Consider the following 14392-nt stretch of genomic DNA (forward strand, 5'->3'; position numbering starts at 1 on the left):
CCCGTCACCGGCTGCGCCCGGCGCGGTAGTTGCCGTCCATCTTGCCGCCGGCTTCGCTGGCCAGCGCCAGCCGCGCCATCGCCGTGCCGACATGCGCATGGGTAATCGCCAGCCCCAGCGCATCGGCGGCATCCTTGCCCGGCAGCGACGGCAGCTTCAACAGGCGCATGACCATTTGCTGCACCTCGGCCTTGCCGGCCTTGCCATAGCCGGCCACGGCTTTTTTCATTTGCAGCGCGGTGTATTCGGCCACCGCCAGGTCGCTGGACACCAGCGCCGTGATGCAGGCGCCACGCGCCTGTCCGAGCAGCAGTGTGGCCTGCGGATTGACGTTGACAAACACGATCTCGACCGAAGCAACCTCGGGCTGGTAGCGCTGCACGACCTCGCGCACGCCGTCGAACAGCACCTTCAGGCGGCCCGGTAAATCCTTTTTGTCCAGGTGCGCGGTCTTGATGGTGCCGCTGGCCACGTAGCGCAGGTGTGGGCCGTCCATGTCCACCACGCCAAAGCCGGTGATCAGCAAGCCCGGATCGATTCCCAATATATGCATTTGCTATGAATTCAGTAGCTAGTTGTGCAAGCGGGTATTGCGCAAGAGCACGAAATGTCTTGTAAAAGGATGAAAAAACCGGCGCTCATGGCAGTTCCACGCCGCCCATGCGCGCCGTGATGGTCCGGGCGCGCGAGGCCAGGTAGCCCGAGCCGGTGTGGGTCTCGAAATACTTGGGCCGGGGCAGCATCACCGCCAGCCGGGCGGCCTCGACGGCGTTCAGGCGCGCGGCCGGCTTGCGGTAGTAATGCTGGGCGGCGGCCTCGGCGCCAAAAACGCCTTCGCCCCACTCGACATTGTTGAGGTAAATCTCAAGAATGCGCTGCTTGCTGAGCAGGGCTTCGAGCATCAGCGTCAGCAGCAGCTCCTGGCCCTTGCGCAGCAGCGTGCGCTCGCCGGACAGGAACAGATTCTTGGCCAGTTGCTGGGTGATGGTGGAGCCGCCGAATATTTTTGGCGGCCGGGCGGGCGGCGCTTTGGATTTGCCCTCAGCCAGCCGGCTCATGGATTGCGCGGCGCGTTCCTCGGCCTGGGTGTTTTTCTCCCAGGCTTTTTCCAGCGCGTCCATGTCAACGCCCTCGTGCACGGTGAAGCTGGCGTCTTCCGAGGCAATGATGGCGCGCTTGAGGTGGCTTGATACCTGCGCGTAGGGCACCCATTGCTGGCGCCATTTGAGCGTGCCGGTGTTGCTGGCGACCTGCCAGGCTTCCGAGCGCTCAAAGGCGGTGGACTCGGGATTCACGACGGCCATCAGCGCGATGCGTGCCACGAAATAAAGCTGCAGCGCCAGGCCGGCCAGCAAGGCCAGGACCAGCAGGCGCCCGAGTGCCTTCATGCCAGCAGCAAGCGCAGTTCCTGCAGCACCTGCGCCGCCGGCGGACGCACGCCGCGCCACAGGGCAAACGATTCGGCCGCCTGCTCGACCAGCATGCCCAGGCCGTCGCGCGGGCTGGCGCCGTGCGCGTGCGCCCAGGCCATGAAGCCGGCCGCCGACGGGCCGTACATCATGTCGTAAGCCAGCGCGCCGGGCTTGAGTACGCTGCTGTCCACCGGCACGGCGCTGCCTGCAAGGCTGCTGGCGCTGGCATTGATAATCACATCGAAATCACCCTCTACCGCTTGCAGTTCCTGCACCAGCAGCTCTGTTTTTTGTAGCACTGTCTGCAGGGACGCATGTGCCCGGTGACGCGCCGCCAGCGCCTCGGCCTTGGCCGGTGTGCGGTTGACCAGCACCAGCCGGCGCGGCCCGGCTGCCAGCAGCGGCCCCAGCACGCCCGCGCCCGCGCCGCCCGCGCCGATCAAGAGCACGTCGCGCCCGGCCAGCGGTACGCCGGCATTCACCTGGATGTCATTCACCAGCCCGATGCCATCGGTGTTGTCGGCGTGGATGCTGCCGTTTTCAATCACCAGGGTGTTGACGGCCTGGGCCAGCTGCGCCCGGTCGCTTTGGCTGTCGGCGGCTTGAAAAGCCTCGAACTTGAACGGCACGGTGACATTGCAGCCGCGCGCGCCGTCCTGGACCAGTTGCGCCAGCGTGGCCGCAAACCCGTCCAGCGGGACCAGGCAGCGCTGGTAGTCGATGGCCTGCCCGGTCAGCTCGGCAAAACGCGCATGGATCTGCGGGGATCGGCTGTGGGCAATCGGGTTGCCGAGCACAAAATAGCGGTCGATTGCCGCGTTATCGCTGGTCATGGGTTGATCTTCTTTGTCAAAAATTGTGAGTACCACCGCGTTGCCGGGGCTCAGCGGTGGGTGAGTTTGGTTTCCAGGCTGTCATCGCGTCCGAAGTTGAAGCTGGACACCACCACGATCTGGTCGGCCTTGCCGCGCATGGCCTCGCTGAACGGCTCAAATGGACCGGCGCCCTGCACCAGGCTTTGCGCCCAGCGGTCAAGCGTCGGGTTGCCCGAGCTTTGCACCACGTCGGTCGCCAGCACGTTGCCGTCGGCATTGACCGTCATCGTCATGGTCAGTTCGCCATACAGCTTCTTGCCGGCCATTTGCGGAAAGTTCAGCGTTCCCTTTTTCTCGATCTTGCGGCGCATCGCATCGTAATACACCGCATACACCTCTTCACGCGTGGACGGGCTGATGTAGCGCCTGGCGGGCTGCTCGCCGTCTTCGTTGATGCGCCGTTCAATCTCGGCCAGCAGCTTGATGAGCTGCTTGCGCCTTTCCTCCTGCTCGGTCTGCGCGCGCAGGTTGGGCGGCACGCTCAGGTCGGGCGGCGGCATGGCGGCCAGTTCCTTTTTGGTTTGCAGCAGCAGCTGGGTCTGCTGTTCCTTGATGGATTCGATCTGGCGCCGCTCGTTTTCATCTTCCTGCGCATCGCCGGTCTTCATCACCAGGGCGGGCGGCAGCGGCGAGGTGGCGCGGCCTTTTTCAAGTTCGCCGCCGCCGGCCAGCGAAGCCTGCGCAATCGCCTTGGCGTGTTCATCGGGCGCCTCGGTGGATTTGGTGTTGACCAGGATCACTTCGAGCGGCGTGTCCTGGAACACGCGGTTGAAGCGTTCCGGATCGACAAAGCGCACCGCCAGCAGCGCTGCATGCGCGGCCAGCGAGACGCCCAGGGCAATCTGCAGGGTGCTGGGTGACTTCACAACGGGCGGGCGGGGTTTCGGCTTCACGGGGCGATGCCTGGCGGCTCCAGTGGACAAGGTTCAGGCCATTCGCGCCGGGTTCAGCCTGCCACAGCAGGAGCGGCTTCGGCATCGGCTTGCGGCTCGCTAATATCGACCGCAATCGAAATCGGCCCGGCGGCCAGTTCATCCTCGCCCTCGTCACCCTCATCCCCCTGGTCCGTTTCCTGGTCTTGCGCCGACGCCGGGGCCATGGTATCGAGCCGTTCGACGACGGTGCCCGAGATGTCCAGCGTGATCTCGTCAATTGCACCCAGCTGCACGCGCACCCTGGCGTTGCGCGGCAGGCCCTGCGCGCCCATGGCCGCCAGCACCAGCGGCAGCTCGTCGGCGCGGACCAGGTTGTCCTTGAAGCTGGTCGCCGTCAGTTCGGTGATGCCGTTTTGCTCCAGGTATTTGAGCGTCCAGTAGCGCTCTATGCCCGACTGGAAGCCGTTGTAGGCGCTGTAGGCGGCGTCAAAGCACGAAATCACCGAAAACAGGTCCGCATCCTTGGGCTTGAAGGGCGCGACCAGCGCGGCGCTGCGGCCGTGCTTGGTGACGGCAATGATCTGCCACTGGTTGACCAGGTCGGTGTAGCGGCGCAGCGGCGAGGTGCACCAGGCATAGCTTTTCACGCCGATGCCGGCATGCGGCAGCGCCTTGGTGCCCATGCGCACCTTCACGCCCGGCGCCATGCTGGCCTGGCTGCGGTAGATGCCCGGAACGCCATGCTCGGCCAGCCACTGGCCCCAGGTGCTGTTGGCCAGGATCATCGCCTCGGCGACGATCAAATCGAGCGGCGCGCCGCGCTGGCGCGTGCTGATGCTGACCGTCTCGTCGCCCTGCGGCTCGCCGCCCGTGGGGTTGTCGAGCTTGAAGTTGTAGTCGGGCCGGTTGAAGTTCTCGGGCTTGCCGCGAACGATTTCGCGCTGGCCCTTCAGGTGCCGGGCCAGGCGGTGCAAAAACGTCATTTCCACGCCCCACTGCACATCCACCGGCGCTGCAAGCTGCGCGGCTTCGAAGAATGCTTCGGTGAAGGTGTTGTCCAGCGCGTCGTGGCGCAGGTTGCTGACGATGGGCACCTGGTCCAGCCGGGTCAGGCTCTTGGTGATTTCCAGCGTGGCTTCGTCCATCGTCAGGTAAAGCGACAGGGCAGGGCAGTTGCGGCCTTCCTGCAGCGTGTAGGCCTGCACCACGTCGTCGGGCAGCATGGTCAGCTTGTAGCCGGGCATGTACACGGTGGACATGCGCGCCCGGCCGACGGCGTCAATCGGGCTGCCTGGCAGCACGGCCAGTCCGGGCGCGGCGATGTGGATGCCCAGCGTGATGACGCCGCTGCCCAGACCTTGAACCGACAGCGCATCGTCGATCTCGGTGGTGCTGGAGTCGTCGATGGAAAAGGCCTTGACATCGGCCAGCGGCAGCTCGTCCTTGATGGGCGGCGCCTGCAATTCCGGAAAGCGCGTGCCCTTGGGAAAGTTCTCGAACAAAAAGCGCTTCCAGTGGAACTGGTAGGGCGAGGCGATGGCGCCGGCTTTTTGCAGCAAGTCGAGCGGCGCGGTGTGCGTGGCGCGCGAGGCATCGACCACGGCCTTGTACTCGGCGCTGTTCTTGTCGGGCTTGAAAAGGATCTTGTAGAGCTGGTCGCGAATCGGCGCCGGGCACTGGCCCTGTCCGAGTTCCTCGGCCCAGGCGGCGATCTGCGCCGTGATCTGCTTTTTCTTCTCGATGGCGGCGAGCGCCTGCTGCAGGATTTCGGGCGGCGCTTTCTTGAAGCGGCCCTTGCCGGCGCGGCGGAAATAATGCGGCGCGTCGTACAGGCGGAACAGGGCGGCGGCCTGCTGCTCGGCTGACGCGGGCTTGGAGGCGTCGGCGCTGAAGTAGTCGCGCGCCAGTTCGGCAAAGCCGAATTCCTCGTCGCTGGCGAATTCCCAGGCCAGGTCCAGGTCGATTTCTTCAATCAGGCGCTGGCCGGCGGCGATGAACTCGGCGGGCGCGGGCTTCTCGAACTTCAGCAGCGCGTTGGCCGACTTGACCTTGACGCGCTTGCCCGAGTCGAGTTCGACCTGCAGCGAGCTGTCGGCTTCCGACAAAATCCGGCCGGCCAGAAATTTTCCGGTTTCTTCAAACAATACAAACACAACGACATCCTTTAGCCTGGGTAATTGCCTTTTCGGGGCGTGCGGCTAGTGTAGTCAAGCTGATCTTGCTGCTGGTCTGCCGACGTTTTGGTTTCAGGCCAAAGCCAGAAAATCCAGGATGGCCGGCAGGTGCGCGTCGAAGTCGCTCAGCGCATGGTCGCCGCCTTCGAGCAGGCGCACTCTAGCGCCCGCGTAGCGCGCCGCCATCTCGCGCCAGTCGAGCACTTCGTCGCCCCTGGCGATGATGGCCAGGTAGTTGTGCGGAACCTTCAGCGGCCCGGCCTGCAGCGCGCGCAGTTCATCGACAAAGCGCGCTTCAAAGAAAAAGTGCTCGCCGGGGTTCTGCCAGGTGGTTTGCTCGCCGATGTAGCTCGCCAGGTCACGCGCCGGATCGACCGCCGGGTTCAGCAGCACCGCCTTGCAGTCCTGGCGCTCGGCCACCGCTGTCGCGTAGAAACCGCCCAGCGAGGAGCCGATGACCGCCATGGATTCGGCCGGCCAGTCCGCGATGCCGGCTTGAAGCAGCGCCATGGCCTGTTGCGGCGAGGGCGGCAGTTGCGGGCACCACCAGCGCACCGCCGGGTGGCGTTCAGCCATCAGGGCGGCCATTTTTTGGGCCTTGGCCGATTGGGGCGAGGAGCGAAAGCCGTGCAGGTAGAGCAAGTGGGTGATGGGCATGCCCCCATGGTAAACGCGCCACCCCAAGCCCGCCGGGGCGCCTGAACGCGTGGGGGTGGATCAAATTTATAGTCAAATAACCTGTTTGCGCAATATGGACGAGCATATGATGCTATGTTTTTAGTAGTAAAACAGCGGCTGTCTGATGCCCCTTCAGCCTGCGGGCTGGCTGCCGGCTGATTGATAATTGCGCCCATGTCCGCCGTCTTTGACAAACCTTCCCTCTACCAGCGAACCCTGCCTGTGCTGCAGGGTTTTGATGGCCTGCTTGCCTTTGCGGTGTTCCTGCTGGCCTGCGCCGGCCTGCTGATCATGTATTCGTCGGGCTACGACCACGGCACGCGCTTTGCCGACCATGGCCGCAACATGCTGATTGCCGGCGCCATCATGTTCGTGGTGGCGCAGGTTCCGCCGCAGCGGCTGATGGTTTTTGCCGTGCCGCTGTATGTCACTGGCGTGACCCTGCTGGTGGCGGTGCTGGCGTTTGGCATCACCAAGAAGGGCGCCAGGCGCTGGCTCAATGTCGGCGTGGTGATCCAGCCCAGCGAAATCCTGAAAATCGCCATGCCCTTGATGCTGGCCTGGTGGTTCCAGAAGCGCGAAGGCCAGTTGCGCCCGCTCGATTTCGTTGTCGGACTGGTGCTGCTGGCCTTGCCGGTCGGCCTGATCATGAAGCAGCCCGACCTGGGAACGTCGCTGCTGGTGCTGGCCGCCGGCTTGGCGGTAATTTTTTTTGCCGGGCTGAGCTGGAAGCTGATTCTTCCGCCCGTGCTGCTGGGCGTGGTGGGTATTTCGCTGATCGTCTGGTTTGAACCGCAACTGTGCGCCGACGGCATGCGCTGGCCGGTGCTGCACGACTACCAGCAGCAGCGCATCTGCACGCTGCTGGACCCGTCGCGCGACCCGCTGGGCAAGGGCTTTCACATCATCCAGGGCATGATCGCGATTGGCTCGGGCGGGGTGTTCGGCAAGGGCTTCATGGCCGGCACGCAGACGCACCTGGAGTTCATTCCCGAGCGCACCACCGACTTCATCTTTGCGGCGTATTCCGAGGAATTCGGCCTGATCGGCAACCTGCTGCTGATCTCGGGCTTTCTGTTCCTGATTTTTCGCGGCCTGGCGATTGCGATGGATGCGCCCAGCATGTTTTCGCGGCTGCTGGCCGGTGCGCTGACGATGATTTTCTTCACCTATGCCTTCGTCAACATGGGCATGGTCAGCGGCATTTTGCCGGTGGTCGGCGTTCCCTTGCCCTTCATCAGTTATGGCGGCACGGCCATGGTGACGCTGGGCCTGGCCATCGGCATGCTGATGTCGATTGCCAAGGCAAAAAGGCTCATGCAGACTTGACCAGCGCTGCCGGGACACTCTGCCTACAATGACCGGATGACCTCACTCAATTCCGCCGCCGCCTCCGTTCGCCAAACCAATGTCTCCGGGCGTCCTCCGGCCCGTCCCACCAAGGATTCCACCGCCGGGCGGCTGGCCATTGCGCAAAAGCTGCTGCTGGCGCCTTTCGGCCTGGACGAAGCTGCCCTGAGCCGGGCGCTGGGCGAGATCACTTCCTATGGCGTTGACGATGCCGACCTGTATTTCCAGTACACCCGCAGCGAAGGCTGGAGTCTGGAAGAGGGCATTGTCAAGACCGGCTCCTTCAGCATCGACCAGGGCGTTGGCGTTCGTGCCGTGAGCGGCGAGAAAACCGCCTTTGCCTATTCCGACGATATTTCCGAAGCCTCGCTGCTCGATGCGGCGCGCACCGTGCGCAGCATCTCGGCCACCGCCAAGTCCGGCCGCGTCAAGACGCCGGCCCGCAAGGTGGCCAGCAGCCGCTCGCTCTACCGCGACCTGGACCCGATTGCCACGCTGGACAGCACCGCCAAGGTCGAGTTGCTCGGCAAGGTTGAAAAGCTCGCCAAGGCCAAAGACCCGCGCATCGTGCAGGTGATGGCCGGGCTGGCCAGCGAATACGACGTGGTGATGGTGGCGCGCGCCGACGGCACGCTGGCCGCCGATGTGCGTCCGCTGGTGCGCCTGAGCGTGACCGTGATCGCCGAGCAAAAAGGCCGGCGCGAAGTCGGCTCCAGCGGCGGCGGTGGCCGTTTCGGCCTGGCCTATTTCGACGACACGCAAATTGCCCAGTACGTCGATGCGGCCGTGAATGCCGCGCTGACCAACCTGGACGCGCGCCCCGCGCCGGCCGGCCAGATGACCGTGGTGCTGGGCTCCGGCTGGCCCGGCATCCTGCTGCACGAAGCCATCGGCCACGGGCTGGAAGGCGACTTCAACCGCAAGGGCTCCAGCGCGTTCTCGGGCCGCATCGGCGAGCGCGTGGCCGCCAAGGGCGTGACGGTGCTCGACGATGGCACGATTGCCGACCGCCGGGGCTCGCTCAACATCGACGACGAGGGCAATGTCAGCCAGCGCAATGTGCTGATCGAAGACGGCATCCTGAAGGGCTACATCCAGGATTCGATGAATGCGCGCCTGATGAACGTCAAGCCCACCGGCAACGGCCGGCGCGAAAGCTATGCCCATGTGCCGATGCCGCGCATGACCAACACCTACATGCTGGGCGGCGACAAGGCGCCCGAGGAAATCATCGCCAGCATCAAGAAAGGCCTGTACGCCAGCAACTTCGCCGGCGGCCAGGTGGATATCACCTCGGGCAAGTTCGTGTTCTCGGCCAGCGAAGCGTTCTGGGTTGAAAACGGCAAGATCCTCTACCCGGTCAAGGGCGCGACGATTGTCGGCAACGGCCCCGATGCGCTGACCCGCGTGACGATGATCGGCAACGACATGAAGCTCGACAGCGGCGTGGGCACCTGCGGCAAGGAAGGCCAGAGCGTGCCGGTCGGCGTCGGCCAGCCGACGCTGCGCATTGACGGTCTGACCGTGGGCGGCACCGCCTGAGCCCGGTCGATTCAGGATTGTTTTTAACCTGTGCTACATTCCACCAGATGAATTCCGCGAAATTTTCTTTTGCTTATTTTTGGACTCTCAAGCGCCTCCGGCGGTAGAGAGACTTTCGCATAAGCACTAAAAACGCAACGAATCTCCAAAAACCGCCGGCCACCCGGCGGTTTTTTTTTGCCCTTGCCGATTTGCCAATCCCGTGAAATCCCTGAATCAGTTCTGAAATCTTTAAAAGGAAGCCTGTGATGAATGCCAAAGCCACCCCCGCCAGCCCAAGCTGGTATGCGGACGTCGAAAAAACCAGCCAGACCGACGACAAACGCATCAAGGACATCACCGTGCTACCCCCTCCCGAGCATCTCATCCGCTTCTTCCCGATCAACGGCACCGCCGTCGAATCGCTGATCACCCAGACCCGCCAGAACATCCACAACATCATGGCCGGCACCGACGACCGCCTGCTGGTGGTGATTGGCCCGTGCTCGATCCACGATCCGATGGCCGCGCTCGACTATGCCCGCCGCCTGGCCGAGCAGCGCAAGAAATACGCCGGGACGCTGGAAATCGTGATGCGGGTGTACTTTGAAAAGCCCCGCACCACCGTCGGCTGGAAAGGCTTGATCAACGACCCGTACCTGGATGAAACCTTCCGCATCGACGAGGGCCTGCGCATTGCCCGCCAGTTGCTGATCGACATCAACCGCCTGGACGTGCCGGCCGGCAGCGAGTTCCTGGACGTGATCTCCCCGCAGTACATCGGCGACCTGATTTCCTGGGGCGCAATTGGCGCGCGCACCACCGAAAGCCAGGTACACCGCGAACTGGCTTCGGGCCTGTCGGCGCCGATTGGCTTCAAGAACGGCACCGACGGCAACATCCGCATCGCCACCGATGCCATCCAGGCGGCGGCGCGCGGCCACCACTTTTTGTCGGTCCATAAAAACGGCCAGGTCGCGATTGTGCAGACCCAGGGCAACAAGGATTGCCACGTCATCCTGCGCGGTGGCAAGGCGCCCAACTATGACGCCGCCAGCGTGACCGCTGCCTGCAAGGAACTGCATGCCGCAGGCCTGCCGGCCACCTTGATGGTCGATTGCAGCCATGCCAACAGCTACAAGCAGCACGAAAAGCAGATGGACGTGGCGCGCGACATTGCGGACCAGGTCTCTAGCGGCTCGCGCAATGTGTTTGGCCTGATGGTTGAAAGCCACCTGAAGGCAGGCGCGCAAAAGTTCACGGCCGGCAAGGACGATGCCCGGGCGCTCGAATATGGCCAGAGCATCACCGACGCCTGCCTGGGCTGGAACGACTCGCTGGCCCTGCTGGAATCCCTGTCAGCCGCCGTGGAGGCTCGTCGGGCAAAATAATAAATCTGCAGCCGCAGGCGTATCAGGGCGCTGCCAGGGTCGGCGAAAGGGCGGGTCGCTGAACACGGCGCCATGATTCATCATCATTTTTTCAGGAAACCATCATGCGTAGTGAAGTCAGCGTCATCTTCAAAAACCAGGCCCCTGTGCGCATTGAGCTGCACGACGCGGAGCCCATGCCCAGCGAGGCGGCGCGCCGCTGGCTCGACGAGCAGTTCACCCAGATGGGCTGCGAGCCCCTGCGGCCCACCGGCAAGCTGCTGACCGCCGACAAGGTGGTAGTGGTGGCCGAAGCGGCCGGGCCGGTGAAGTTTGCCGATGCCCAGTGGGCGCGGGCGTTTGCCGGCGCGGCGGCGGCGGCCCTGGGCCGGCCGATGGTCAATATTGACGTGACGACATTGAGCATCAGCTATTGAATCGGTGCTTGACGGCGCACGGCCACAACTGAAAAGCTTTTCAATTTGCTATTGATACGATAGCTGGCTGCGCTTGTTTATATTGGCCTTGAGGGCTAAAACATCGCTACCGAACCCAGGACGATATTCTTCAATGGTCAAGCCTGTTGACGCCAACGCCATGAAAAAAACCAAAGCTAAATCCAAACCCAAACCCGATCTGTTCGCCGAAGCCGCGCCTGCCGCCGACCCGGTAACGCCCGGCAGCGCCCTGCGGCTCGATGGCGGCAAGGGCGGGTCGCGTTTGTCCGCCGGGCAGCAGCGCTTTAACCGCCTGCTGGCGAAAATCGACAAGCTCGAAGGCCAGGTCACGGAAATCAAGACGCTGGCCGACGCCTTTCGCCCGCTCTACCAAAGCACGCTGGAGCCGCTGCGTGGGGAACACCGGGCGTTGATGCGCCGCATGGCGCTGTGCCTGGACGAGCGGCTGCAGCGCAAGGGCTTGAGCCCAGCCCAAAAGCGCGACGGCCTTGAAATTCTTTGCGACCTGTGCGAGACGCTGGCGGCCTTTGGCGATGAGGCCATGGCCGCGCTGCACGACCAGCGCAGCGCGCGCACCTTGCGCCAGAAAGAACAAGACCAGGCGGCCATGATGCGTTCGATGATGGAAGACGCTCTGGGCCGGCCGCTCGACATGCAGGCGCAGGATGATTCGCTGGACCCGCTCGAAGCCGTGCTGCGCGCCGGCCACGAGGGCCTGCACGAAGCGATGCAGGCCGACGAGGCCGAGCGCGAGGCGGCCCAGGCTAGAAGAAAAAAGAAAAATCCCACACCGGCCCAGATCAAGGCCGGGCAGGAGCAGGAAGACGCCGACACCGTCTTGCGCCAGGTGTACCGCCAGCTGGCCAGCGCGCTGCACCCCGACCGCGAGCGCGACCCGGCCGAGCACCAGCGCAAAACCGCGCTGATGAGTGAAGCCAACGCCGCCTACGCCAAGCAAGACCTGATGGCCCTGCTGCACCTGCAGTTGCGCATTGCCCAGGCCGATGCGCAGGATTTGCTGCAGCAGCCCGAGGAACGCATCGCCGCCATGAGCCGGTTGCTCAAGCAGCAGGCCGCTGAACTGGAAAACGAGCTGTTTGCCCGGCAGCACCACCTCATGGAGGAGTTCGATCTGGAGTTCTACCAGATGCCGACTGCCGCCACGCTGCGGCGCCAGCTTGAGCTGCAGGCGAAAGAATTGAAGGAAGAGCTGGCTTTCATGGAAGCGGATATTGCGCAGGTGCAGGACGACGCAGGCTTCAAGCGCTGGCTGAAAGCGCAGCTCAAGATGAGCCGGGAGGCGGATTATTTTTGACCGGCAGCGGAAATTTCAGGTCTTTTAACCGTTTTGCGCAATATCCACGGGCATTGATAGCTATTAAATATATAGCGTTATGGGCGAGGGTGAAGCCGCCGGGCATCATGGCTGCGTCAGCGCCGCCAGCAATTTGGCATGAATGCCGCCAAAGCCGCCGTTGCTCATGCACAGCAAATGGTCGCCCGGCCGGGCGGCGGACTTGACCTGCGCCAGCAATTGGTCCAGATCGTCGGCCACCTGGGCGCGTTCTGCCATCGGGGCCAGCGCGGCGCGGGCGTCCCAGTCCAGTCCGCCGGCATGGCAAAACGCCAGGTCGGCGCGCTCCAGGCTCCACGGCAGTTGCGCCGTCATGACTCCGAGCTTCATGGTGTTGCTGCGCGGCTCGAAAATTGCCAGGATGCGTCCGGCGCTTTTTCCGGCGCTGTTCAACTGGCGGCGCAGGCCGTCGATAGTGGTGTGAATGGCGGTCGGGTGGTGGGCGAAATCGTCATACACCGTGATCGGGCCGCCGCCGCGCTGCACCACGCCGCGCACTTCCATGCGCCGCTTGACGTTCTGGAATGAGGCCAGCGCCTCGGCCGCCAGCGCCGGCGCCACGCCCAGATGCTCTGCGGCAGCGATGGCCGCCAGGGCGTTGAGCTGGTTGTGCATGCCGCTGATGTCCCACTGCAGCCGGGCAACGGCTTCATCGCCTTTGAAGACCCTGAAGTCGTTAGGCTCGCCTTGCGCTGTAAAACCGCCATGACCGGGGGCGCCGCCAAACGGCACCTGCTCGCTCCAGCAGCCCTGGGCCAGCACGCGCTGCAGGCTGTCCTCGTTGGCGTTGAAAACCACCCGGCCCTGTGAGGGAACGGTACGCACCAGGTGATGAAACTGCCGCTCGATGGCTGCCAGGTCGTCAAAGATGTCGGCGTGGTCGAATTCCAGGTTGTTCAAGATCGCCGTGCGTGGGCGGTAGTGGACAAACTTGCTGCGCTTGTCGAAAAACGCCGTGTCGTATTCATCGGCCTCGATGACAAAGGCGTTTCCCGTGCCCAGGCGCGCCGACACGCCAAAGTTCAGCGGCACGCCGCCGATCAGAAAACCGGGCTGCAGGCCAGCGCATTCCAGGACCCAGGCCAGCATGGCGGTCGTGGTGGTCTTGCCGTGAGTGCCGGCGACGGCCAGCACATGGCGCGGGCCGGTGGCATGGTGCGTCGGGTGGTGCAGCACATGGCCCGACAGCCATTGCGGGCCGCTGGTGTAGGGCTGGCCGCTGTTGAGGATGGCTTCCATCAACGGATATTTGGGCTTTCCGTCGGCCAGCCGCGCGCGCGACACCACATTGCCAATCACGAACACATCGGGCGCCAAGGCCATCTGGTCGGCGCCGTAGCCTTCGATCAGCTCGATGCCCAGGCCTCGCAACTGGTCGCTCATGGGTGGATAAACGCCGGTGTCGCAACCCGTCACCTTGTGCCCCGCCTCCCGCGCCAGCGCGGCCAGGCCGCCCATGAAAGTCCCGCAGATTCCCAGAATATGTATGTGCATCGCCCGTATTTTAGGGAGGCTATTTCAGGCCACCATTTTTTAAGGAAAATAAGCCTATGGCGCAATAAGGACGTGCGCAAGCAGCTCTTTATTTCATAGCAGGTGAAGATTGCCGTGAACTTTGCGCGCAGGCGCGGCCCTAATGTGGGCACAATTGCTTTCAACGCCTTCGGGCTGACTTTCAATCCCTGACCATTCGCTCCTGGCCCCACAGGCCAGCCGACCCTGAACTTGCATACCCTCAAATCCGAAATTGCCGCCACCGCCGCTGCGCTGGTGGTCGAAGAAGGGCTGGAATACGGCCCGGCCAAGCGCCGCGCGATCAAGCAGTTGGCCTTGCCCGCGCGCACCGCCTTGCCTGACAACGACGCGCTCGAAGACGCCGTGCGCGAGTACATCGAACTGTTCTGCGCCGAAACCCAGCCGGCCGAACTGGCCGCGCTGCGCGAGTTGGCGCTGGTGTGGATGCAGCGCCTGGCCGCCTTCCGGCCTTACCTGGCCGGCGCGGTCTGGCATGGCACGGCAACCCGGCTGTCCGACATCTATATCCAGCTGTTTTGCGACGATCCGAAATCGGCCGAAATTGCGCTGATCGAGCACAACGTCGATTACGAGCCACGCACCGTGACCGGTTTTACCGGCGGCAGCGTGGAAGCGCTCAGCCTGAGTAGCCTGTGCCAGGCGCTGAACGAGAATATTGGCGTTCACCTGATGGTCTATGACCATGACGACCTGCGCGGCGCCTTGCGACCCGACGCCAAAGGCCGTGCGCCGCGCGGCGACCTGGCTGCCGTGCAAAAATTATTGTCCACCCCTTTTGGAGCTTGAAAA

Annotated in this window: 13 protein-coding genes; 6 read left to right on the forward strand and 7 right to left on the reverse strand. The window is 63.7% G+C overall.

From position 1 onward, the window contains the following. Positions 1-4 precede the first annotated feature (4 nt). The 6 genes from ruvC to ABLV49_RS04095 all read right to left on the reverse strand — a co-directional run bounded on the left by ruvC (position 5) and on the right by ABLV49_RS04095 (position 5993). Positions 5-553 carry a crossover junction endodeoxyribonuclease RuvC gene (ruvC, locus tag ABLV49_RS04070; protein ID WP_349280313.1) on the reverse strand — a complete coding sequence of 183 codons (549 nt, stop codon included), beginning with the start codon at positions 551-553 and terminating at the stop codon, positions 5-7. Between the two features lie 85 nt (positions 554-638). After that, on the reverse strand, positions 639-1388 hold the full coding sequence (locus tag ABLV49_RS04075; protein WP_349280314.1) for a transglycosylase domain-containing protein: 750 nt from the start codon (positions 1386-1388) through the stop codon (positions 639-641). After that, a complete protein-coding gene (gene aroE / locus ABLV49_RS04080; protein ID WP_349280315.1) occupies positions 1385-2245 on the reverse strand; it encodes a shikimate dehydrogenase in 861 nt (286 codons plus the stop codon). Before aroE ends, ABLV49_RS04075 begins: the two co-directional genes overlap by 4 nt. Positions 2246-2295: 50 nt before the next feature. After that, a complete protein-coding gene (locus tag ABLV49_RS04085) occupies positions 2296-3153 on the reverse strand; it encodes an energy transducer TonB (RefSeq protein ID WP_349281594.1) in 858 nt (285 codons plus the stop codon). 80 nt (positions 3154-3233) lie between these two features. After that, on the reverse strand, positions 3234-5315 hold the full coding sequence (locus ABLV49_RS04090; protein ID WP_349280316.1) for a ribonuclease catalytic domain-containing protein: 2082 nt from the start codon (positions 5313-5315) through the stop codon (positions 3234-3236). A gap of 93 nt (positions 5316-5408) precedes the next feature. Beyond that, the gene (locus ABLV49_RS04095; RefSeq protein WP_349280317.1) at positions 5409-5993 is read right to left on the reverse strand and encodes a YqiA/YcfP family alpha/beta fold hydrolase; all 585 of its coding nucleotides are present in this window, start codon (positions 5991-5993) and stop codon (positions 5409-5411) included. Positions 5994-6188: 195 nt separating this feature from the next. Here ABLV49_RS04095 and rodA point away from each other — a divergent pair, with 195 nt between their 5' ends. The 5 genes from rodA to ABLV49_RS04120 all read left to right on the forward strand — a co-directional run bounded on the left by rodA (position 6189) and on the right by ABLV49_RS04120 (position 12028). Continuing rightward, positions 6189-7343 carry a rod shape-determining protein RodA gene (rodA, locus tag ABLV49_RS04100; RefSeq protein WP_349280318.1) on the forward strand — a complete coding sequence of 385 codons (1155 nt, stop codon included), beginning with the start codon at positions 6189-6191 and terminating at the stop codon, positions 7341-7343. Positions 7344-7379: 36 nt separating this feature from the next. Further along, entirely contained in the window at positions 7380-8906 is a 1527-nt protein-coding gene (gene tldD / locus ABLV49_RS04105) for a metalloprotease TldD (protein ID WP_349280319.1), read from the forward strand. Positions 8907-9154: 248 nt separating this feature from the next. Beyond that, entirely contained in the window at positions 9155-10276 is a 1122-nt protein-coding gene (locus tag ABLV49_RS04110; protein WP_349280320.1) for a 3-deoxy-7-phosphoheptulonate synthase, read from the forward strand. 104 nt (positions 10277-10380) lie between these two features. Further along, positions 10381-10692, forward strand: a complete 312-nt coding sequence (locus tag ABLV49_RS04115; protein WP_349280321.1) for a hypothetical protein — start codon at positions 10381-10383, stop codon at positions 10690-10692. A gap of 160 nt (positions 10693-10852) precedes the next feature. Then, on the forward strand, positions 10853-12028 hold the full coding sequence (locus ABLV49_RS04120) for a hypothetical protein (RefSeq protein WP_349280322.1): 1176 nt from the start codon (positions 10853-10855) through the stop codon (positions 12026-12028). Between the two features lie 105 nt (positions 12029-12133). On the opposite strand, the gene mpl is transcribed toward ABLV49_RS04120, so the two are convergent. Beyond that, on the reverse strand, positions 12134-13561 hold the full coding sequence (gene mpl, locus ABLV49_RS04125) for a UDP-N-acetylmuramate:L-alanyl-gamma-D-glutamyl-meso-diaminopimelate ligase (protein ID WP_349280323.1): 1428 nt from the start codon (positions 13559-13561) through the stop codon (positions 12134-12136). Between the two features lie 231 nt (positions 13562-13792). Between mpl and ABLV49_RS04130 the strand changes: the two genes are divergently transcribed. Beyond that, positions 13793-14389 (forward strand): hypothetical protein, encoded by a 597-nt coding sequence (locus ABLV49_RS04130; protein ID WP_349280324.1) that lies wholly within the window; start codon positions 13793-13795, stop codon positions 14387-14389. Positions 14390-14392 lie beyond the last annotated feature (3 nt).

The sequence above is a fragment of the Polaromonas hydrogenivorans genome (assembly GCF_040105105.1).
Taxonomy (GTDB): domain Bacteria; phylum Pseudomonadota; class Gammaproteobacteria; order Burkholderiales; family Burkholderiaceae_C; genus Polaromonas; species Polaromonas hydrogenivorans.